Source organism: Flagellimonas sp., assembly GCF_965222555.1.
Lineage (GTDB): Bacteria > Bacteroidota > Bacteroidia > Flavobacteriales > Flavobacteriaceae > Flagellimonas.
Genome location: NZ_CBDCUG010000004.1, coordinates 219,550 through 242,960, shown reverse-complemented (window position 1 = coordinate 242,960; position 23,411 = coordinate 219,550). Strand labels below are relative to the sequence as shown.

Sequence of the window (23,411 nt, the reverse complement as noted above, 5' to 3'; positions counted from 1 at the left end):
ATGCGTAAACTCGAACTGCACTGGCAGATTCTTATTGGGATGCTGTTGGGAATAATATTTGGATTTGTCATGATCCAGGTTGATTGGGGAAAAGGTTTTGTTTCGGATTGGATTCAACCCCTCGGTACAATTTTTGTTAAACTTCTTAAACTTATTGCAATTCCATTGATCATAGCTTCTTTGGTCAAGGGCATATCCGACTTAAAGGATATTTCCAAATTCAGGAACATCGGAATCAGAACCATTGGCATTTACATTCTGACTACTGTAGTGGCCATTACTATAGGATTGGTTTTGGTGAATATTTTGAGACCAGGCGATGGAATTTCTGAAGATACGGTTGCCAAGCTAACGGAAACCTATGCTTCTTCCGAAGGGGTCACTTCCAAAATGGATGAAGCGATGAGCCAAAAGGAGAGCGGTCCACTTCAGTTTTTGGTGGATATGGTGCCGGACAATGCCCTGGCTGCAATGAGCAACAACGGGTTGATGCTACAAGTAATATTTTTCACCATTTTCTTAGGCATTTCAATGCTGCTTATTGGTGAGAAGAGGGCAAAACCCCTAAAGGATTTCTTCGATTCCTTAAACGATGTGGTGCTCAAAATGGTCGATTTGATAATGCTGACTGCGCCTTATGCTGTTTTTGCACTTTTGGCCAGCGTTGTGGTTTCTTCCAGTGATCCTGAATTGCTGCTTGCTTTGCTGAAATATACCGGAGTTGTTGTTGGCGGATTATTGTTAATGATAATTTTCTATACCGTTGTTGTTTCAACGTTTACTAAAAAGAACCCATTTTGGTTTTTAAAGGAGATTAGTCCTGCCCAATTACTGGCTTTTTCAACCAGTTCCAGTGCTGCTACGCTTCCAGTTACCATGGAAAGAGTGGAAGAGCACATTGGTGTGGATAAAGAAGTTTCAAGTTTTGTGCTACCTGTTGGAGCTACCATAAATATGGATGGAACAAGTTTATACCAAGGCGTAGCTGCAGTTTTTATATCGCAGGCATTGGGATTCGATTTGTCTTTTGCCGACCAGTTGACCATTGTTTTAACTGCTCTGTTGGCTTCTATTGGGTCTGCTGCCGTACCAGGTGCTGGAATGGTCATGTTGGTCATTGTGTTGGAGGCAATTGGTTTTCCAGCGGATAAATTGGCGATTGGATTGGCCTTGATTTTTGCTGTGGATAGACCCTTGGATATGTGTAGAACCGTAGTCAACGTTACTGGCGATGCTACAGTATCCATGATTGTGGCGAAATCTGTGGGTAAACTGGGCGAACCCAACATAAAAGAATGGGACGACCATTTGGACGAAGTTAGATAAGCAATCAAAAAGTATACGTTATGAACATTTGTTTTTTAATGTACCCTTGGGAAGAGATTCAGCCAGAAAATGATACCAGTCTGGCATTGATTCATGAATGCGTAAAACGAAATCATGGGGTAGCACTTTGCACACCTGCAAATTTGACCATTCGGAACAGTGTTACCAGTGCTTTCTGCACAGTAATCAATAGAATGGACAAGGTTTCCAGTAGCCTTAAAACCTTCTATAAACAAGCTTCCTTACGAGAAGAAATGTTACCATTGGCCGGTTTCGATGTGATTTTTATGCGTGCCAATCCGCCATTGGACCCCATAATGCTCAATTTTTTGGATTCGGTAAAGGACGATGTGTTCATTGTCAATTCCCTACAAGGGCTTCGTGAGGCGAATAATAAATTGTACACAGCGGCCTTTGGGGATAGTCACAGTAATATCATTCCAGTTACCCATGTTTCCAAAAATAAAAGGTACTTGGTGCAGCAGATCAAAGAATCCACTGCGGATAAAATGATTTTGAAACCACTGAACGGTTTTGGGGGCTCTGGGGTTATTCTGATTGAAAAATCCGCCATGTCCAATATTAAATCGTTGTTGGATTTTTATGTAACCAATGCTGATGGCTCTTCCAATTATGTGATTCTTCAAGAATACATTGAAGGTGCTGATCAAGGAGATATCCGAATTTTATTGCTGAACGGAGAACCTATTGGCGCCATGCGCAGAATCCCTGGATCAGATGATCATCGATCCAATGTATCTGCCGGTGGTTCTGTTGCCAAACATTCGTTGACCAAGGAAGAAAAGGCACTTTGCAAACAAATAGGCCCAAAATTGGTCAATGATGGACTTTATTTTGTAGGCATTGATGTAATTGGGGGTAAGTTGGTTGAGGTGAATGTCATGTCTCCTGGCGGAATTACTTACATTAACAAGGCATATAAGACAAAAGCCCAATGCAAGGTCATCGACTTTATAGAGAGTAAGGTGATGGATAAACTAAAAGCCTTTGACCGAAGGTCCAGACTGCGAAGTGAAGTTGAAAATGCGTAGATGTAGCATTGATGACATAATCGGGTTGATTGAAAAGGAAGCCTGTTTTGAAGTCGTTTCCGAGGATTATTCGTTCACCTTAAAGATTGATTCCTATGTTCCTTTTGTTTGTGGAGCCGTGCACGATGGACATCAGTTTAGAAAATCTCTTTGGGACAATTGCCTGCATACGGAGTACGAAAGATGGTATGAAGAAGACCCGTGTACCAAACAAATGGTTCAAAGTTTTCCCATAGTTATTGCCGGATGTGATAGTCGGTTTGAGTATGATTTGAATCGGCCTCCCGAGACAGCGGTGTTTGATACGGCTTGGGGAAAAAAGCTCTGGAAAAACCCTTTGCCTCAAAAGGAAAGACAACACAGCCTAGAAAAGCACTCAAACTTTTTTCGTGTAGTGCAAGCGTTGATTTCTAAACTGGAATCCAAGTTTCAAAACACAATTGTATTTGATATGCATAGTTACAATTGGAAACGATGGGATAGGGAAGTGCCAACTTGGAATCTGGGAACCACAAACATTGATAATGACAGATTTGGTGATTTGGTGGAAATTTGGAGGTCTATGTTGGAAAACATGAAATTACCAAATGGGATAGCATCAACTTCAAAAATCAACGATACGTTTCAGGGTAACGGTCATTTCTTAAAATTTATCACCCGCAATTTTAAGAACACTTTGGTTTTGGCGACAGAAATCTCTAAAATATACTGTGATGAACTCTCAGGAATCATATTTCCAGAAGTAGTTCGTTCTGTAGAAGATCAGCTGAAGATCTTGATTCCAGAGATGGTAAGGGAGTTTGAAGAAGCAATGACATGATAGGTACAAAGGAAATGCAAGATTTGGAAAAAGAGTACGGCAATCTTTTTGAAATAGATGCCAACCTAGACCGATTGGTAGGGCGAATAGAATTGCTTAAATATGTGAACCCCCTGAATATAGAAAAGGAAAAGCAACGTTTTTTTTCATCCAAGTATACTGTGGAACCCGAGTTCAAGTACCCAAAACTCAAATTCGACCCTTATAAACTGCATAGACTGTTCTTTTCGCAACGGTTGGAACGAATTACTGATGACCGGATTCGACGGTTATATCAGGAAGTGATTTACCACTATTCCAACATGATCCAATGCATAGAAACCATTGGAAAGGGGAAAAAGTTTTATTACAACTCCTTGCGTGTTTATGGAACGCCAACGGAACGGGATGTTCAAAATGCCAGGTTTATTCTCCATTTTGAAGACGAACCCACTTCTTCGGATATGGAAAAGGTATTTTCTCCTGAAGAGGCTTGTGAATACTTTGAAGGCTTTTCGAAACAGTACAATTTTCCATTGAATGTCAAGTTCTCAAAAAATATGGCCGCTGAGGCCATGGTGAGCAATAGTGAACAAGCGTTGTTAATCAAAAAGAACATCAAGTTCAGTAAAAACCAATTATTGACACTGGCCAATCATGAGATCGGGGTTCATTTGGTCACTACCTACAATGGATTGTTACAACCATTAAAGATTTTTTCCAACGGATTACCCAAAAATGTAGAAACTCAGGAAGGTCTGGCAGTTTTTAGCGAGTATATGGGAGGAGCATTGACTTTGAAAAGGTTGAAGGAGCTGGCCTATCGCGTTTTGGCGGCCGATAGTTTGATCAAAGGCTATTCGTTTGCCGACACATTTGATTTGATTCACGGACAATACAAATTAAACAAACATGAAGCCTTTGGAATTACCCTCCGTGCTCACCGAGGAGGTGGATTCACTAAAGACCGACTATATTTAAGCGGCCTACGTAAAATTTATAAACGCTACCAAAGTGAAGAGAGTTTGGATGTGCTGTTGAGCGGAAAAGTGGCTTTGGAAGACGAAGAAATCATCAGGTATTTGAAAACTCTTGAACTGGCCCAACCCATTACCCATAAAGGACTTTCATTTGACCAAAAGTTGAACACCAACACCACATTGGACTTTATTTTGAATAACCTGAAATAGGTGTCATTCTGAGTAAAACGAAGAATCTCGATTGTAACCGTATCATACTCTTCACTTAGTTCAGAATGACACTAAAGTACTATAACGATATGTACTTTCCTTTTGGATATTTAACCTGAAAGGAGAAGCTTTCCTTTTTACTTTCCTGACTTGCCAACTGCAGTTTCCATGTTAATAGGCCTGTTTTTTTATCATAGTCTGCGGTTCGGGGATCAACATCGTCCACTTTGATTTCTCTGTTTTGTGAGATGGGAATCCTATCCATCAACTTTAGGCTAACGGCTAAATTTTTATTGTTTTTCACTTCCAGATCATAGACTCTATCCAAAATTCGATTGCTTCCAGTGAACGATTTACTTTTAAAATTTCGTTGTTGCTTACGACTTATGGTAATGTTAGGATCAATGCCCAATGAAAGGGTCATTTCCTTTTTTACCGTAAAAGGATCAATGTTGGTTTTGCCAGCATATCCTCCTTCATAATACACATTGGCTTCGCCGGGGAGCAGTTGGAGTTTCTCCCAGTCTTTTAGTTGAGCAGTAAGAAATACATTTTCATTCACAAGCGGAGCGGCAAAATACTCATATTCGGCAGGTAATTGGAAAGTGTTTATCTCAATGGCTGTAATGTCTCCATCCGAAACTATGGAATAAGGCTTTTTAATAGCAAATTTAGTATTGGTCAAATCGTCTTGAACAGTACTTTTCTTAGTAGTGATCACAATGATTCCGCTGGCGCCACGATTCCCATAAATGGCAGTTGCTTCATCTCCTTTCAATACTTCCACACTTTGGATTTCACTTGCATCCAGGTCACCTTCGGTAAATCCATTTATCGGAACGCCGTCTACAATATATAGAGGTTGAGTTCTGGGAGCACTGTTATAGCCCCTAATAGAAACTGAACTGACAGAACCTGCTAATGACTTTTTTACTTGTGAACCATATCCAACTACCACCACTTCATCCAATCTAGACACATCTTCCTCCATTTGTACATTGATTACAGATGAATAAATCGGAACTTCTTGACTTACCATTCCTAAATAGGAAATGGACAGTTCTTCTCCAGAAGTAACATCTAAAACAAAATTGCCATCAAAATCAGTCTGAGCACCTTGTGTCGTGCCCTTGACCACAACATTCACTCCTGGTAATGGTTCACCAGACCCATCAACCACACTTCCGGTAATTTTACGAACCATGGGATTATAGGTATACCCTTTCTTTTTGGGAGTGGTTTTATGTCTCTTGGCATATCTACTTACAAAGTTGAGGTATTTTGTTCCCAGATTGGGTTTGCTGACATTTACATTTGGATTGCCAGTGGACAGGGTAACTTTTACATTGTTCCAATCTTTTCCTGTTTTTTGGTACACATGAGCTTTGTATGCCAAATCTATTGGGGCATTGAGTTTTTTGGACTTGATGTCATAATTGGGAATCCAGCCTGCATCCCTGACCAAATACGATATGGATAGATCTAGATTTGTAGCAATAGGTGCATCAAAAGTAATGATAAGCTCACCTTGTTCCTCCTCTGGAGCGTTATTGACTTCAGCCAATTGTTTTTGGAATTTACTTATATCAAGCTTTAATTCATTTATGGTAAGGTTTGTTTTAAAAACCTCATTTCGAATGGCTGTAATACGTTCCCGGTAATATTTCCCCGTTTCCTTTACCAAATCCAGATCCAATACCTGACTGTCCGGGCTGACCAATCTGTTTGCAGTGATTACCTTTTCCTCTTCTTCCAAACCAACAATTTTATTTCGTAGTAAGGCTATTTTATGTTGAATATTGGTGATTTGATCTTCCCATTGCTTCACCTCTGGATTGTTTTGGGTTTTTTCCAAATAATTCAAATCATAGGACATTGATAAGATGGAAACAGACTCAAGTCCAGAAATTTGGATGCTACTTTCTTCAACTTTTGATGAGAGCCCTGTGAAAACAAGTTCATTTTTTCCTTCTTTGAGTTGACATTGGGCCTTTCGATAGATTTGTGCTCCGCTTAAATAAACGGTAACGTCTTTTATTTTGGATGGGACCTCGTTATCGTTTCCCAAGACCAGTAATGGACAAAGAACGAATAGGAATAATAGTTTTTTCATGACTGTTGGATTTAAAGTTTGGATAAACTTACATCCAACGAAATTTGGTTAAAACTTAAAATGTGCAAGCAATGCGCTTTACATAGTGAAGCGGTATTTTGAGTTAGTAAGGCATGTAATATACCCTTTACAAGCGGACTTATTGTTTGAACCGTAAAACAAATCCATCGGCTCCTGTACCTGTTGTCGTTTTGTTTTGATCAAGGGTCAATTGTCCGTTCAATATGGTAATTCCGGCAAATTCTTGACCGTTTATGTGCAGGAACATATCATTTTCAACTTTAAGAATGGAGTAACCATATTCCTCGGTTGGCAATCCGTCGTAAATAATACCGGCAAGGCCATTGTTGTTTATCACCTGTAATTTTGAGGTAGCTGTGGTAAATGTCCAGGTAATGGTACCCGTTTCATAATCATCATCTATTCCCGCAAATCCCCCGCTAATATTTTCTACTTGCCATGTACCGTTCAGAATGTCTGGTTTTATAACGTCATCGGTGTTGGAACATTTTGTGAACAACAAAATAAAAATAAGAGAGGTTATGGAACTTTTCATGCTGTCATTTTTCTTAATAGATAAGTAATTTTTAAATAGTTGCTTTCTGTACAAAACTATCGATTAGTTAAACGACTATTGATTGGGATTTAAGGTTTTTATCCTAATATTCTACCCATTTTTCTCATTTTCAAGCTATTCATGCAATATATGTATTGAATAATGCAAGTTTTTTGGTGAAATTCAGCGTATTAATGATTTAATTTTGAAGCAAGCGATCATCTTTTACAGTTTGAAAACTAAAACTCAAATAATTATAATAATCTAACAACCCAATGAAAAGCAATAGCTTGGTATATACTATTGTGCTCTCAATTGCACTTATCGCTATTCCCTTATTACCTATAAATGGAGGTCAAATACATTGGCTATTGGATTTCTTCGGAAAATTCCATCCTATTATAGTACATATTCCCATAGGAGCTTTGCTATGCCTTTTCATTCTGGAGATTGTGGTGCCAAAACCACACATGTCCCACATACGTGGAACGATTCTGAAATTTGTGGTAATTACGGCAATACCTGCTGTATTTGCAGGGACCCTACTTGCAGCTTCCGGAAGCTATGGGAGCGATGTTTTTACACTTCATAAGTGGTTTGGGGTGGCCACCGCTCTATTGAGCATATGGCTCTATGTGATTCATAAAAGGGAGATAACGAAAAAAATAGGACGATTTTCAATATATCAAGTGGCGCTTTTCACTAATGTAATCTTGCTTACAATCGCGGGACATTATGGCGGCTCTGTGACCCACGGGTCTGACTATTTGACCAAAAACCTTCCTGATGGGATTCGTTCAATTTTTGGGGATGATCCTTATGCGTTGAAAGGATTGGTGGCCATGGACAATTCCAAGGTGGACAAAACATTAAATGCATACGATTTTGGCTCAGATATCAATCCCGTTGTGGAAAAATACTGTGTGCAATGCCACGGTCCTGAGGAGCAAAAGGCTGGCCTTCGACTGGATGAAATCAACCCTGATTTGGTGAATGGCCCAGATGCGGGCACTTGGCGAGGAATGTTGGATATGATCAACAGTGGTGAAATGCCACCAGAGGATGAAGAGCAGCTTACCGATGAAGAACGCAGAATGTTGGTAGATTGGATTACGGCCTCGGTGCAGAACGCCATAAAAATCAAAAAGTCCAGTCAAACAGCTGTAATAAGAAGGTTGACAAAAAAGCAATACACCAATTCGCTAAACACCTTGTTGAATGTATCTGTTGATTTTGGTGATGTACTGCCGGATGATGAAAAATCCGAGATGGGTTTCAGCAACAATGGACATGAGCTCCAGATATCGCCATTACATATTGAATATTACAAACAGATTGCAAGAGATGCCCTGGATAAGGCCATAACACCTGTTGAAAAACCAAAATCGACCCATTACCGCATAAAGTTTGGGAAAGGCATTGGTGTTGATTTGCCTTCGGCAATGGTAGGGGGCTATCAAAGCGCACCTATCAGTTCTGATGACATTGTAGTAGACATTTTGGATGAAAACGGACTGCCGGTTCAACCCAAGGATAGTGTTGAAGAAGCATATTATACCGAAGTCAAAAAGAACATAGGAGTAGGGATGCGAGGCTCCCATGCCGATCGTTATGAAGTGGTTGAAAATGGTATCATTTTGTATTCCGCATTGCCCCATAAAGAAGTAAGTCCAAAATCGTGGCAGGGACCATCACCTAACCTAAAACTATTGGTAAAGGATTACTTTCCAATGGAAGGAGATTTTGAATTCCGGGTAAAAGCTTCAAAGGGGTACCAGGAATATGTACGAAAAGAAGGACTCATAAGCTTACGTACACAAGTCCCTGCTGAAAAAATGGAAAGCACCATTTCGTTACGCCCAAATGCTTTTAAAAATAAGACCAATCTAGTTAGCAAAGGGAAATATACCCTTGCGGAGGATTTGACCAAATACAGTTACGCCAAAACCGCCTTTTTTGCCCCCAAAACAGGATATTATCAGTTGGATTTCACACATCCATATGCTGCCCAAGATGGTATGCCCTCGGTTAACATACGACTGGACAAGTTTCGCCTGCAAGAACGATTGCATTTGAAAAAACCTGAAGGAGAAGAACAAGGTATGACCACCCCATTGACCATGGCTTACTTGGAAGAAGGGGAACACACGCTTGAAATTGGTGGCCGATTTTTTGTAGGTTTTGGAGAGGTCATTGTCACGCCATTCCCTGATGATCACTCGGTAGCTGTACAATTGGACAATGAAGAGAATGAAAGTAAGTTGAAATATGAATTGGCTTCACCTATTATGCGTGTTTTTGCTGGTTCTCGTACTGATGATGGCATTGACTATAAAAACTTTGACGACTACAGAAATGTGATCAATTCAGACACTCCCCGTCAATACATTTTTAAGGGAAGGCTTGAGGATTTGCCCATTCCGGTCATTGATACCTTGGAAACAGAGATCTTGGCCAATATTATGGGAATGGGAATATGGAACGATTACCTGGTAAAAGATAACAGGGATTCCGGACCTCCATTGTTGGTGCATGAAATAGAATTTGAAGCGCCTTATTATTCCGAATGGCCAGCTGAAAGTCATACGGCCATTTTCTTTGACTCTCCTGATAAAAACGACAAAGAAAAATATACAGCACAGGTGCTGTCCAGATTTATGGAAAGAGCTTTTAGGCGTCCACTGGATAAAGGTGAAGTTGAACCCTATATGGCATTTTGGAGAGGTGTAAAGGATGATTACCAGCGTTATGAGGATGGGGTAAAGGAAGTACTTGTGGCAATTCTCTGTTCTCCAAGTTTTATCTATTTGGCAGAGCCTGAAGAAGGCACATCAGATGATGAAAGGGAATTTTTCTTGGCATCACGTTTATCATATTTCCTTTGGGATTCTCCCCCTGACCAAGAATTATTGACTCTCGCTGACCGAGGAAAACTACACCGTAAAAAAGAGCTGAAAAAACAGGTGCAACGTATGTTGCAAGATGATAAGATTTGGGAAATGGTACGCAATTTTTCCAAAGAATGGCTTCGTTTGGACAGACATGAAACCATGAGCACCAATGTGGACGAATATGAAGCTTATACTAGGTTCGTAAAACGTGATATGGCAGAGGAAACCTATCAATTTGTACACCATGTGCTCAACTGCAACATGTATATTGGCAATTTGATAGAATCCGACTTTGCCATGTTGAACCAAAACTTGGCAGAATTTTATGGCATTGAAGGCGTTAAGGGAAATCATTTTAGACCGGTAGCCTTGGCTCCGGATTCCAAAAGGGGAGGACTATTATCACAAGGTTCCTTTTTGAGCGGACATTCCGATGGTACTCAGGCACACCCAATTAAACGCGCAGTTTGGTTACGGTCACGTATTTTAGGAGATAGGCCACCAGACCCTCCACCAAATGTTCCGGAGTTGGATCCGGAAACCCCGGGTTTTGATCAAATGACTTTAAAAGAACAGTTGTTTTTGCACCGCAACAAGGTTTCGTGCATGGATTGCCATGCCAAGATTGATCCCTTTGGTATTGTTTTCGAAAATTATAATGCAGTTGGACTATTTCAGACCGTTTCCAATAATGGAAACCCAATAGATGTGAAGACTGAACTTCCTGATGGTAAGGAAGTTGAAGGAATTGACGAAATAAAAGCGTATATTTTAAATGAGAAAATAGACGACTTTACTCGCTCTTTGGTCAAACATTTATTTACCTACGCAATGGGACGCGATGTGACCTTTGTTGATGAACCGGAGATTGAATCGATAGTAAGTGCCATCAAGGAAGATGGATATCGTTTTCAATCCGTATTTGAACATATCATAACCAGTAAATCATTCGTTGGTGATTTTTAAATAATTTAATTATGGCTCGAAAATCATGGCATTTAGATAGAAGAACTTTCATTAAGGGCTTGGGTGTCACTTGTATGATTCCGTATATGGAAGCAATGGGCATGGGAAGTGTGCTCAAAAGCGCAAATACCCCAAGTGAAGGCATGAAAAGACTTTGCTGCGTATATTTTCCCAATGGGGTTGGCTTGCCTCCAGTAGAGAGTTCATTTCATAAAAAATGGAGTTGGTTCCCAATGGGTATCGGGAAGGATTATGAATTCACCCAAACTCTAAAGCCATTGGCGGCCCATCGTGAGAACATGTCCATAATTGGTGGGTTGAGCCATCCACGAAGTAGGGCCTTGCTGGGACACTTGGCAGGTGATACCTGGTTAACGGGGGGTGATGTAAGGGGAAGCGCGTATATGAACAGCATTTCTTTGGATCAATTGGTGGCCCAAAAATTTAGCAAACACACTCGGTATCCTTATTTGGCATTGTCCACCGATGGCGGAATAGGGTATAAGTCCAGGGTGTCGACCCTCTCTTTTGATTTATCTGGAAAACCTATCCCTTCAGAGCATAGACATCGTGAAATATTTGAACGCTATTTTGCACCAGGAGGCGGAGCTACTACGCAAGCACGTCGAAAAAGCATTCAGCAGGACAAGAAAATTGTTGACCTGATTCTAGAGGATAGTAAGCGACTGCACAAGAGATTGGGCAAACACGACCAGACCAAAATGGATGAATATATGCATTCATTGAATTCAGTGGAAGAACAAGTTAAACGTAACGAGCAATGGCTGGACATCCCCATGAAGGACTTTGATGCAGGGCATATTGACTTTAATGCTGATGTGAAGGTAGATCCAGAGGCCTATATTAAGACCACCTTTGATTTGATGGTTCTGGCCATGGAAGTGGACCTTACGAGGGTAATGACCTATATGATGGCCCGTGAAGATGGTCTGGGATTGGGAGAGAACTTCCCTAAACTGGCCTTGGGACTAAGTAAAGGACACCATACCATTAGCCATGACCTGAGTGCTGGACATTGGGAAGAGTGGGGTAGATATGACCAGTGGCTGGCCAAACAGTTTGCTTATTTCTTGGAGCGAATGAAAAATACCCATGATGAGCATGGTTCCTTACTGGACAATACCATGATTCTCTATGGTAGTGCCTGTAGTACCACCCACAATGCGGTTAATTACCCTTTAGTATTGGCTGGAGGAGCCAATATGGGATTAACACATGGCAACTATGAAAAATTTGATGAAAAACCTATGTCCAATCTGTTTGTGAACATGCTCAACAGATTGGGTATTGAAACAGAAAGCTTTTCCGATAGTACTGGAGGGCTATCATCAAAAGTCTTATAAAAATATCCAATACTTAGAAATATTGGCCGAATCCGATTTAGGGTTCGGCTATTTTTTTATCAACTGAAAATCCTTTTTATCCAGCTCTATTCCATTAATGATCAGCGAAACTTGGTGATGCCCTACATGAAACTTTCGTGTGGTAATAATTTTAAAGGGTTGCCTGCGGAGGATTTCTGTGGATGAATCACTCGCATATTCCTTCTCACTGATCTTGAACACTTTTTTGGATAAACTACCATTGGCCTTTTGGTAATACAGCCCATATTCCAGTCGGATTTTGGAACTTTTACCATTGGTGTTCTTAAGAACAAATGAGAATTTTAAGTCCCCACCTATGTGTACAACTGGGGTTTGGATTTGAAATTTTTCAATGCTGATGTTATCCACTTTTCCAAAACCAAACAACCGCATGACCTCTGGAATTCCCTGTTTTAATAATGTACGACAAGCATGTTTTACCACCCAGTCCAATTCCTTACTTTTTCCTTTCCATTTTTTTGCCAGTTGAATGACAATGTCGGGGTTGTCCTTAGAAATGTCGTTCAAGTTATTGGCAACGCTCCTTCTAACGGATTCAGATGCATCTGCCTTCAATTTTTCAAGAATGGGTAGTATGGGCGTTGGGTCTTTTTTCAAATCGGGCAGAGCCATGGCCCACGGCAATCGCGGTCTACATCCTTCGGATGCAAGCCTCCTAACCATAGGATGTTCATGATGGGACCAATCCATCATTTGTTGCATCATCTTTTTTTGGTGATTGATAATAAAGGGTCTTACTGCAAACTCGCAGCTCACAAATTTGGTAATCTCCTCAAATGCATAAATGGAAGTGTCATAATCATCAGCTCCATAAATTTCAACAAAGTCTGGAAGGAAAATAAACTCCAGATTATCAGACCTGAAATCGTTTTGTTTTAAAACGGGAATAAGCTCAAGCAATAGCTCTACATTGGTATTGAAGCTGCCCGTTAAATGGTTTTTAAGCGCATGGGTAATGTGTCGCATCCGCTGTTTTAATTCCTTGTTGTCCCATTCGTAATCGTAAATTTCTTTTAAAAAAGAATTGGTGTCAAACTTGGGAAATACCTTTTCCATGCACTCGGTAAATCGACTAAAAAAGGTTGGATTGTAGATGTTTTTGAAAAGCTCGGCCATGCTGTAAAGGATTTTTATAATAAATAGATCAAATGATCAAAGCTGTTGAACGTAACTTTCAAGTATCTGCCCACCAAACGTTTTGATAAGATTGTTGGCAATATCCTCATTGAGTGCCAATCTAAAACCTTCAATGTTCATTTTTAGGGATTCGGTGTTATCACCATCAAAATGTTGACTCCATTGCAGTATCGTCTTTTTGTCTTTGCTTTTCAGAACAAGGATACCCAACGAGTTTTTTAATCCAAGAAGATTTGGCTCTTCTGCAATTGAAGCTAGACCCACATTAGGCTCGTACCATTTTATGATTTCTGAGTGGGTAGTTTCGGGCATACCCTCTTCCATAGGTAAAAAAGTACAGGTAAATTCTTTACAATAGTTAGCATCATCATATTTCGCCTCTACTTTTTTAAGACCACTGCTATATTCTGGCATGCGCTCCAGTTTTCCTAGGAGAGCCCATACTTTTGGAGCGGTAGCGTTCAACTCTAAAGTAATGCTATTTCGTAGCGGACTTGAAACAAAATCCGAAGCCGAAGGTACAAGACCGGTTTCTTTTGAATTTTGTGCATTTCCTGTTAATACATGGCCCATTGCCAGGCAGATAATTGGTATTGATTTGTTTACTCTCATCATAAATTATTTTATTTGAAAGCAAAGCTAGGATGGGGTAGTGACAACCCTATGTCAGTGGGGTCAAGAAATTTTGAAGAAAGTTGTCCTATTTAAAATTCGTGCTGCTGGGCAATTCAAAACCTTCAAGGTCAAAATAGGAAATAGCGGCCAAAAGATGGTCAAAAATATCAGCCATAATATACTCGTAGTTGGCCCAACGCTTGTCATTGCTAAAGGCATAGACTTCCATAGGGATACCCTGGGGAGTTGGGTCCAGTTGGCGTACCATAATGGTCATTTCCTTGTTCACCCCGGAATGATTATTAAGATAAGTGTCTATGTATTTTCTGAAAACACCTAGATTGGTCAGATTTTTTCCATTGATGAGTATGGATTTGTCTATTTCACGCTCGGCATTGTATTTGTCAATATCAGCATTTCGAGTTTTTAGGTATTCTGATATCAACTGGATTTTTTGAAGGGATTCCACGTCATTTTTATCCAGAAAACGAACACTTTCCTGTTTGATCAGCAATGCTCTTTTAATTCGTCTGCCTCCGGAATTGGTCATGCCGCGCCAGTTTTTGAACGAATCCGAAATAAGCGCATAGGTAGGAATGGTGGTAATAGTCTTATCAAAATTCTGGACTTTTACCGTTGCCAGATTTATTTCAATGACATCACCATCTGCTCCGTATTTGTCAAATGTGATCCAATCGCCAATTCGGACCATATCGTTGATAGATACCTGAATACTGGCCACAAACCCCATAATAGTATCCCTGAACACCAAAATAATGACGGCAGAGGCAGTTCCCAGGGCCGTAAAGAATTTCCATAACTCAACTCCAGTGATTACTGAAATAGCGAAGAACAGTCCAAAGGCCCATGCAAAGATCATGAACACCTGAATATAGCTGTCTATGGGCTTGTCCTTTAAAATCGGTAGGGTTTTGAGAAAGTCCTTAATGGTATGGAGAAGGCTCCGAACGATCCATAAAAAAAGAAAAATGCCAATGACCTCAATTGTTTTCAACAAAAAAGGTCCTGCAACTGGAAAATCACGAAAAACAAACGGGATGGCTTTATAGAGCAGAACCAAAGGTATAACATGTGCAATATTGCGCGGAGCCCTATTTTTGACCAGAAGATCATCAAAGTGGGTTTTGGAGTTTACGGACAGTCGTGTAAACAACCCCACCAATATTTTGCGTAGCACAAAATCGATTAAGAACAGTACAACCAAGAGACCAATCAGTAAAGTGGCAAGATTGATATAGGAGGCCCACTCTGCGGATAGCCCAGAATCGATTAAAAAATCATAGATTTTATGTGATAGCTTTTCCATGTGTTATGAATCTAAAAACTTGGCCTGCAACTCTGGGGTGGGAATCATACAAGCATCTTTTTTACCGTACCATTTATATCGATTCTTGGCAATAACATCATATAGGACATCCCTAAAGGCTTTGGGTATCCATGTGAAGATGCCCAGGGCATTCCATAACCCTCCAAACGTTTTTCCTATGTGCAAAGCGGCATCCGATTTGGTAAAGTAAGCTACTCCGGGCTCTATTAAAATGATGGAATCCACTTTGGAGGTATCAATGGCCCGTTCAGCAATCAATTGTTGCCCAATTTCACTTTGAAGGGCCGCATAGCGGAACGTATCTTTTTTGTCCCTCTTAATTATAAATTGTACTGCTCCGTTGCAAAGATTACAGACTCCGTCAAACAGAATAATTTTTTTAGTGCTTTCCACACTGCAAAGATATGGCACTCAAAAATGAAACCCTAGCTATTTGGGAGTTGGTTAAATGGGTTCTTATTGGTTGCCAAATTTGTTTTTTAAGGTGCCGTTCAGGAACTGCTCCACCTCATCCTTGTTCATGGATTGACCATGCAATCCCACAATCATATTTACAGGTATTTTCAGCTCCTTAATCTTCTCTGCGAACTCAACACTAATATCATTGTTTATGGGCCACTCACCATAATTGACCAAATCTGCTTGAAATATGATTTTCTCCCTCGGGAAATATGTAATAACCATTTCATCAGAGTGGAGCGTAGGTCCTAAATCAATTACCCTGGCAGTCAAGGAATCATCACTTAGATTTAAGTGATGATCTACAATTTGAAAACGTGGCTCAGGATGGTCCCTATCGGTATATTGGTATGACTTGTTGATTTTTTCAATTACCTTGGAAGTAGCAGGTGTGGTGACAATGGTAATTTCATTATCAATATATTGTCTGATTCCGGCAATATGGTCACTGTGATGATGACTTTGAACAATGAATCTAATGGGTTTGTTGGGAATGGTTTCCCTAATCTTATCAATCACCAGTTTAGAAATGTCTTCGCTCACCGGCGCTTCCGTGACCAGTACATAATCATTGAACTCGGCAAATAGGATGTTGTACGACCAAAATAGGGAAGAGCTGGTTACATTTTCAATCAAATGGATCTTATCTGCCAGTTTTGTCACCTCCGCCTTCTTCCTATACGAATGGTCGCCAGCGCTATAACTTGAAATTTCCTCCAGAAATTCTGTGACGGTTTCTTCCTTTACCGGATTTAGCCTGAAAGTGCTTACCACATTTCCCGACACATTATTTGTATAGCTATAGGAGATTTCAGAGGGGAGCAGATAACCATTGATCTCTCTATTCTCCTTAAATGTATACGAGCGTATGCGAAGTCCATAGGTCGAAGAGTGCCTCAAATTTTCCACTTTTACCAGAGTTGTATCCTTATTTAGCCATATCTTGTGTTGTGCGTTATCAAAAAACGCCTCTACCATAAAAGTGGGCAGGTTCCCTTGACCAGAAACGCCAGTTGCCCTTATACTTGCTTGGTTTTCCAAAGTCTTTTGAAGATAAGTTTGGGGAACGATGTCCAGGTTTTTCACAAACTCAAAACTATTTTCTTCATATGTTTTGGTGTTTACGTTGTATGAAATCCGTTCTTTATTTTGAAGTACGGCCACATCATGGAATACATATGAACCTGCCTTCATTTTTGAATTCAATATTTCCTCTTCGGTATTGGGACTTACCCATACCAGTCGGTTCCAAAATCCAGGTACCATGGGATGAAAAGGGACCTGTGATTGTGTAGGATGATAATATTTGTCACATACAACCTCAAAGGCTATACTTTTTGAATCTGAATAAAAATCACCATGCTTATTGGCGGCGGTCTTTATCAATTCAACACCTTTTATATGGGCATCAACAGCACTGTAATGCTCCTTTTTTTCGCTTTGGCCACATCCCCAAAACACAAGACTTGATAACAACATATTAACGTTGACTTTCATAGTGCTCAATATTGATGATAGTATGTTTCTTCAAGTGACATTGACAAAACTGATTGCACCTTGAAATATTTAAAGACCATACCAGTTTAACACTGCCAGTTTCTAAGTTTGAAGTTACTTAAAACCAATTAAATAGATTAAGGTGAGCTTAGAACGAGCGCCCTATTGACTTCCAATCACCAATAGTATTCCTATAAGGAACAGCACTATCCATCCCGGGTGTTTTCCCTTTGTTCCGATCAAAACCAGCAAAGAACCGATAAACATGGTAAAAATTATGGTTTGAATGATCATCACCACAAATTCTTGATTCAGATTACTATGGCTTAAAGCGATTTTTATAAGTATTGCTCCCAAACACCAACCAAAAACCGAGGACAAATGCCAATTGGCCCATATTATCCGAAGATGCCTTGTTCTCAATCCCGGATTTTTTTTAGTGGGAACTATACTCCCTTTATTCCTTTTGCTGTTGAATATTAAAATCTCTCCAAAAATGGAATGAACCAATCCCAAGAGAATACATAGAATTCCGGCAACTAAAAAGTATGTGTTCATAGTGTATTGGTTTTGTTTGGTCACTATATCTTGTAGCTTATCAGATTACTATAACGTATTATGTGTTAGGCCTATCTTACTTTGTAAAATCATCCACTTCGGTAAAAATCTCCACAGAGGTTCGTTCTCCAAGATCATGCATGGACCCCATTTGACTAGGTTTGCTGTCCTGCCAAAATTCCTCCCAGTCGGCAAGGGAATCCCAGCGAGCTATGGTCTTTATTTCTGTTGGGTCTTTATCACTCTGGAGCATAAAACTACCCCGGGCCCCTTTAACTGTCTCATGGATTTTATTGGTGGTTTTTTTCCAGGTCTCAATAAAAAGGTCCAATTTTTCGGGTGGCACTTTCCATGAATAGATGATACGTATCATTTAGTAATATTTAGGTATAACAAGATGTGACTAAGACAGAGATTTTAAATACATAGTCACCTGCTTTTTTTCTTTATTTCCTTTATAATTTCCGTACTTGCCCAATAGATATCTTGGTTACTCGTATAAAGCAGATACTTTCCATCTTTGGTTACAACTGGGCAGTATTCATAATGTTCTGTGTTTATTTCGTTCCCCATATTGACCGCTTTTGTCCAATTTCCGTCGGAGTTTTTGAAACTGATATATAAATCTCCTCTTCCAAAACCACCATCCCGCGTGGAACAGAATATTAAATAAGATTCATCTGGAGAGACAAAAACATCCCCTTCATAACCTATTGTATTTACCGCTGAATCAAGTAATACAGGTTCTTGGAATTCGTTATCAACCATCTTGGAGTAGTAAATGTCATGGTCTGTTCGGGTTGTGTCTTTTCTGGTTTGGCCATTGGAGGCAAAATATAGGGTTCCAGCATTTGTGAAGGAAATATAGTATTCATCCCCAGAGGTATTGATATTCGAACCCACATTAATGGGTTCTGACCATCCGTCGTCAGTTCTTTCAACATACCAAATATCTACATCCTTGATTTCTCCTAAGCCGTCCAAGGCCCTTGTGGATATGAAATACAATCTATTCTCATCATTGGAAAGAAAAGGATCATTGTAACTGTATAGTTCATGGGAAAGGATGGTTATAGGTTTGCTCCATTTTCCTCCTTTCATTTGGGTATAGCGTATTTCATTTCGTTTGCCCACATCCACACCGTAATAAAATTCCGTGCATTTTTTGTTGAATACCGAACCGAATTCTTGCTCCTCGGTCGAAATGAAATTGGGCGCGAACATTTTCGGGGCTTCCTGAGGTTTTTCCAACCCCATATATTTTCCTCTCATTTTGAATTTTCGAACAAGACTTTCGTCAGCTCCATGAGTTATCAGCAATTCGGAAATATCGCTTGCACCTATGCGTCGTGAAATTTCCAAGGGCGTGCTTCCTCTTTTGTTCTTGATGTTTACATTGACTCCACTTATGATCAATTTTTCTGTAAGCTCTTTACTCTTGTTCAACAATGCAAGTTCCAAAAGAGACGCTCCGTAATTGGATTGCCAATCATTATTGGGCTGTAATTTGATCAGATGATCTACGTAGGTTTCATTATTGAGTTGAGCGGCAACATGCAAGGGTGTTTTATCTTGATTATCAGTTTCATTGACTTTTATCCCTTTTTTGATGAGATAGTCAAACAGTTCTTGCTGCTTGCAGGCAACTGCCCAGTGTAATAGAGACCTGCCACGGTCATCCTTTATATCAATTGGAATATGTGTGAGCATGCTGTCCAATCGCGCCAAATTGCCATCGCAAACGGTTCTATGTGCATTTTGAGCCAACAGGGTCACACAAAAGACCAAACCGATTATGGTTACGAATGGTTTTTTCATTTACTCGTCACTAAGCAATGGAAGTTTTGATATAGTTACGACTGCAAGATACAATCTTTCACTATTAGGAGATTTTCGCTACCCTATATTTTTATGCCCGTTGCAATGTATACATCAGCTTAACATGGCGCTCAATTTCCGGAACAAAATCTTTATATAAAGAGCCATATTTTGGTTCCAGCTTAGCTTTGACAGTTAATAGCGTTTCCTCAGGTGTTTGACCATTTCCATGATCCGTTTGTACCTGCTTCCAAACACTGGATAATAGATCTGCATCCCTTTTTACTGATTCTGCCGTCGTTGCGCCGCCATGGCCCGTTAAAACAATAGTGGGATTTAGTTCTGCTATGGTGTATAGGGTCTTTATCAAATTTGGAACATTTCCATGACCCGTGATCACGGGCATCCAATCTGAACTAAGCACATCTCCGCCAAATATGATCTTCTCTTTGGGAAGCCACATTAAAACATCACCGGGCGAATGCCCATCATTGGCAAAAATGAATTCAACATCCACTCCTCCAAAATTACGTTTTTGCCCTTGGCCCAATAATGAGGTTGGGTACACAAGTCGGGTAGGGCCAATTGTGCCCTTGGTCACTTTGGAATAAAACTTTACATCTTCCTCTCCGTACTTTTTCATTACAGCTAAGGCTTGGTTGCTTGTTATAATTTCGGTTACCGTATCGGCAAAGGCCGCATTGCCCAACCAATGATCTGCATGGCTGTGCGAATTGATCACCCAACGTACCGGTTGGTCCGTGACCGTTTTAATGGCACTTTTAATTTTATTGCCTATGGCTTCTGAGGAACCGGTATCAAAAAGTAGCACCCCTGTTTTAGTGACGACAAAGTGACTGTTGGAGTTCCAGCCTTTGTTCTCAGGGGTAGGCAAACCAAAGGAGGGTGAAACAATGCTATAGACATTTTCAGCAACGCGTGTCACCTCAAAATCACTGTTGGGGGTAAGTGCCAATATGCTGTTTGCAATCAACCCGATTAGGCATAGGGTACGTATGATTTTTTTACTATTCATGGATTTTTTGGTGTATGTTTAAATTAGGCAGTTGCAAATGTACGGAGCCTTAAAATGAAAGCCTAGCAGAAATAAAGAGGCCGTTGTACTTTGCGGCAGCGGGGGAACCACAAGATACAACCTACCGGAACTAGATCATATCCACCTTCTAACTTTTTTCTTGTATTCGGAAAATTCTTTCGGAAATTTTGCGGATAGATATTTTTCCTCAGGTAGCACTAGGAGTACATGCATTAAAACCAAAGCAAATAACGAGCCGACCACCCATGAATAAAAATTGAAGGTAATACCCAATCCCAATAACAAAATTGCGCACCCTAAATAAGTCGGATTGCGCGTTTGGGCATAGATTCCCGATTGTATGATTTGTGTGGTAGGCTTCCCAGGTTCGGAGGGCTGCTTCGCTTTATTCAGTTCTGATTTGCTTTTTGCAATCAATGAAATACTAAATAGGAGCAATGTGATTCCCAAAATGATTCGTAGGTATTCAGGTATCGGCATCGACCAATGCCAAAGAAGAAAATATTCAACCAAACCCCCAACAACGATGACAATGGTTAAAATAAAATCGGAGGTGTGTAAAATTGATTTATGGGCATAATCTTCTTTCATGCTCAAACACTACTATAAATGACACGGACATTCAGGTCCTCTATTAAATATTAAGTTTAAAATAAAGAAAGTTAAAATAGCTCCGAATATTAATGCCGGATACATATTTGCGAAAAACCTCTTCCTTAAAATGATCATGAGAATTATATAGATTGACGAAAGCACCCACAATGGAAAAACGTAGACCAAATCTCCCATTCCGTAACCATAAGTTAAACAGCAGCTTATTTTGTGACCAAAAGATAAAAACGCTGCAATTAAAACCAGTAGCATGTTGATTATTACATATGTTCGATTACTTTTTTGCATTACGGTGTATAATTCGTTAATAAATACAATGTATCACCCATTAAGAGTTATTTTTTTCATAGGTAAGGTGTGACCTTGGTGAAACACAAGATACAGTCTTGTTAGAGCCTTACACCATGAATTAAGATTAAAAATTGTTTGGCAAAGGCCTTGTTATAGACCTACACCAAATTCGTAATAGGTGACATCGAACCCCTCGAGCGCATTTTTTAAACTATCAGAAGGGTTTCCGTAAAGGTCAAGGGAAATTGTTGATAGCTCGACCAAACCTCCCAACAAATGCCCAACGTTTGCCATATGATCTAGAACGGCACCAGAATCTACGTAGCGTTCCCTGACTACGCACTCGGATTGTGATTCATTGAAAAACCAATCATATTGGGTTGTTCCCTTGTCTTTTTCTTTAACTTTTTCCACACAATCATGAGCCAATTTTTTGAATTCTTCCATTTTTCCAGGCTTGATCTTTAGTCGCGCATTTACTTGAATATCGGTCATGGTATTAAAGTTTAAATTGGTTTGGTAGCTAGCGGTTTATTTTTGAATGGATGTGTTTCTGTTTGTTTGCAACGGTAAGTTATGATAACAAATGCAGTCTACGATGTTGAGGTGTCATTTTTTATGGTCGTTTTGTTCTCAACAGTTATTTCGGAACCTTCGGCAAGCATTACCGAAGTTGGTTCCATTGCATTCAGAAATTCAAATTCTTCCCCGTACACAGCTCCAAAATCCACGTTGATTTCATGGTCGTTCACTTTATATACTTCCCATTTGGGATGGGTTACTTCGTATTCGTTAGATTTTTGCCCGTTCACCTTTGCGTACCCCCAATAATGTTCGGTAATGAACTCTGTTTCGCTGTTGGGTTCAATATTAAACTGTTCCATACTAGCTTTTACTTTGATGGAGTTCCATTGGTTGTTCTTTTTCCATCTGTATTGAACAGTTCGTTGATCATTTTCCAAACTCCATGAATGCTCCATGGGAAGCGTCTCGTAATTTTCGTTATAAACGGTATTGGCAACAAAGGTCAACGCTCGTTTTGGTACAATTTCCTTGATGAAAACAACACCTCTTTTCCATTCTCCATTTTCAAACCTTTTTACATAAAACCGCAGATTCACTTCTTCAAAGTTGGTGTGGTACGGAATCTTTATGCCCAACAATTTGGTGTTTACGAACATAAACCCCACCAAACTCACATAACAGTTCCCGTTCCACAGATCCAATTCCGTACCTGCGGGTACATATTTGGTCAACAGTTCTTTGTCAATGATATAATTGGCCAATGCCAGTTTTCTCCATTCTGCTTTTAAAAAGCTCATGCTGTTCTGTTTTTTAGTTAAATCCAGATGTTTATTTCAATAGTTTGACCAATCGTAAGGTTTCTTTTTTTTCTGATCTCGGCTTTAATGGGAAGAATATACGTGTTCACTTTGGTATCAAACCAAATGGAAGTCTCCCATACCAACTCTCCAATTTGTGCTAAGGCTTTCATTCTTCCCCAGCCCTCTTCCTGCCATTTTAGATTATCCCTGATTTCTTTTGATAAATTTTGGGGCAACGAAACAAAATGCCAACCTCCCGTTGAACCGTTTTTCCACATTTTGGTTACATATTCGTATTTTATTTTACCTTTCATTTAGAACCGTTTAGTTTCGTTCAATAGTGGCCAATGGGCCAGGGCATACTCTGTATTGCGAGCCACAAGAAACACCTGTAC

General features: G+C 39.9%; 21 protein-coding genes. 6 read left to right on the top strand and 15 right to left on the bottom strand.

Annotation, left to right across the window (positions count from 1 at the left end; all coding sequences use genetic code 11):
- Genes ACOQO1_RS05550 through ACOQO1_RS05535 form a run of 4 tightly spaced genes read left to right on the top strand, consistent with a single transcriptional unit; the run spans position 1 to position 4,367 of the window.
- Positions 1–1,326, top strand: a complete 1,326-nt coding sequence (locus ACOQO1_RS05550; RefSeq protein ID WP_420601873.1) for a dicarboxylate/amino acid:cation symporter — start codon at positions 1–3, stop codon at positions 1,324–1,326.
- A gap of 20 nt (positions 1,327–1,346) precedes the next feature.
- Complete coding sequence (gene gshB / locus ACOQO1_RS05545) at positions 1,347–2,378, top strand: glutathione synthase (RefSeq protein WP_420601872.1); 1,032 nt, start codon at positions 1,347–1,349, stop codon at positions 2,376–2,378.
- Positions 2,371–3,198 (top strand): N-formylglutamate amidohydrolase, encoded by an 828-nt coding sequence (locus ACOQO1_RS05540; protein WP_420602462.1) that lies wholly within the window; start codon positions 2,371–2,373, stop codon positions 3,196–3,198. Before gshB ends, ACOQO1_RS05540 begins: the two co-directional genes overlap by 8 nt.
- A complete protein-coding gene (locus tag ACOQO1_RS05535) occupies positions 3,195–4,367 on the top strand; it encodes a flavohemoglobin expression-modulating QEGLA motif protein (RefSeq protein WP_420601871.1) in 1,173 nt (390 codons plus the stop codon). The genes ACOQO1_RS05540 and ACOQO1_RS05535 overlap by 4 nt, the downstream gene beginning before the upstream one ends.
- Positions 4,368–4,446: 79 nt before the next feature.
- On the opposite strand, the gene ACOQO1_RS05530 is transcribed toward ACOQO1_RS05535, so the two are convergent.
- A complete protein-coding gene (locus tag ACOQO1_RS05530) occupies positions 4,447–6,480 on the bottom strand; it encodes a mucoidy inhibitor MuiA family protein (protein WP_420601870.1) in 2,034 nt (677 codons plus the stop codon).
- A 139-nt stretch (positions 6,481–6,619) separates the two neighbouring features.
- Complete coding sequence (locus ACOQO1_RS05525; RefSeq protein ID WP_420601869.1) at positions 6,620–7,036, bottom strand: hypothetical protein; 417 nt, start codon at positions 7,034–7,036, stop codon at positions 6,620–6,622.
- Positions 7,037–7,311: 275 nt separating this feature from the next.
- On the opposite strand from ACOQO1_RS05525, the gene ACOQO1_RS05520 reads away from it, so the two are divergent.
- Positions 7,312–10,893: a DUF1592 domain-containing protein gene (locus ACOQO1_RS05520; RefSeq protein ID WP_420601868.1), complete on the top strand. Its 3,582-nt coding sequence runs from the start codon at positions 7,312–7,314 to the stop codon at positions 10,891–10,893.
- 11 nt (positions 10,894–10,904) lie between these two features.
- Positions 10,905–12,257: a DUF1552 domain-containing protein gene (locus ACOQO1_RS05515; protein WP_420601867.1), complete on the top strand. Its 1,353-nt coding sequence runs from the start codon at positions 10,905–10,907 to the stop codon at positions 12,255–12,257.
- A 48-nt stretch (positions 12,258–12,305) separates the two neighbouring features.
- On the opposite strand, the gene ACOQO1_RS05510 is transcribed toward ACOQO1_RS05515, so the two are convergent.
- From ACOQO1_RS05510 to ACOQO1_RS05450, 13 genes are all read right to left on the bottom strand, one after another.
- Positions 12,306–13,415 (bottom strand): DNA alkylation repair protein, encoded by a 1,110-nt coding sequence (locus ACOQO1_RS05510; protein WP_420601866.1) that lies wholly within the window; start codon positions 13,413–13,415, stop codon positions 12,306–12,308.
- 36 nt (positions 13,416–13,451) lie between these two features.
- Positions 13,452–14,051, bottom strand: a complete 600-nt coding sequence (locus ACOQO1_RS05505; RefSeq protein ID WP_420601865.1) for an SRPBCC family protein — start codon at positions 14,049–14,051, stop codon at positions 13,452–13,454.
- 85 nt (positions 14,052–14,136) lie between these two features.
- Positions 14,137–15,378: a mechanosensitive ion channel family protein gene (locus tag ACOQO1_RS05500; protein WP_420601864.1), complete on the bottom strand. Its 1,242-nt coding sequence runs from the start codon at positions 15,376–15,378 to the stop codon at positions 14,137–14,139.
- Between the two features lie 3 nt (positions 15,379–15,381).
- On the bottom strand, positions 15,382–15,792 hold the full coding sequence (locus ACOQO1_RS05495) for a thiol-disulfide oxidoreductase DCC family protein (RefSeq protein ID WP_420601863.1): 411 nt from the start codon (positions 15,790–15,792) through the stop codon (positions 15,382–15,384).
- A 63-nt stretch (positions 15,793–15,855) separates the two neighbouring features.
- Entirely contained in the window at positions 15,856–17,355 is a 1,500-nt protein-coding gene (locus ACOQO1_RS05490) for an MBL fold metallo-hydrolase (RefSeq protein WP_420601862.1), read from the bottom strand.
- Positions 17,356–17,517: 162 nt separating this feature from the next.
- Entirely contained in the window at positions 17,518–17,913 is a 396-nt protein-coding gene (locus ACOQO1_RS05485; RefSeq protein WP_420601861.1) for a hypothetical protein, read from the bottom strand.
- Positions 17,914–17,989: 76 nt separating this feature from the next.
- Positions 17,990–18,286, bottom strand: coding sequence for an antibiotic biosynthesis monooxygenase family protein (locus ACOQO1_RS05480; protein ID WP_420601860.1), 297 nt, complete (start codon positions 18,284–18,286; stop codon positions 17,990–17,992).
- Between the two features lie 56 nt (positions 18,287–18,342).
- A complete protein-coding gene (locus ACOQO1_RS05475; protein ID WP_420601859.1) occupies positions 18,343–19,731 on the bottom strand; it encodes an ankyrin repeat domain-containing protein in 1,389 nt (462 codons plus the stop codon).
- 91 nt (positions 19,732–19,822) lie between these two features.
- Positions 19,823–20,767, bottom strand: a complete 945-nt coding sequence (locus tag ACOQO1_RS05470; RefSeq protein ID WP_420601858.1) for an MBL fold metallo-hydrolase — start codon at positions 20,765–20,767, stop codon at positions 19,823–19,825.
- Positions 20,768–20,902: 135 nt separating this feature from the next.
- The gene (locus tag ACOQO1_RS05465; protein WP_420601857.1) at positions 20,903–21,379 is read right to left on the bottom strand and encodes a methyltransferase family protein; all 477 of its coding nucleotides are present in this window, start codon (positions 21,377–21,379) and stop codon (positions 20,903–20,905) included.
- A gap of 462 nt (positions 21,380–21,841) precedes the next feature.
- Positions 21,842–22,186, bottom strand: a complete 345-nt coding sequence (locus ACOQO1_RS05460; protein ID WP_420601856.1) for a putative quinol monooxygenase — start codon at positions 22,184–22,186, stop codon at positions 21,842–21,844.
- 98 nt (positions 22,187–22,284) lie between these two features.
- Positions 22,285–23,013 (bottom strand): YqjF family protein, encoded by a 729-nt coding sequence (locus tag ACOQO1_RS05455; protein ID WP_420601855.1) that lies wholly within the window; start codon positions 23,011–23,013, stop codon positions 22,285–22,287.
- Positions 23,014–23,030: 17 nt separating this feature from the next.
- A complete protein-coding gene (locus ACOQO1_RS05450) occupies positions 23,031–23,330 on the bottom strand; it encodes a DUF1905 domain-containing protein (RefSeq protein WP_420601854.1) in 300 nt (99 codons plus the stop codon).
- Positions 23,331–23,411: the final 81 nt, after the last annotated feature.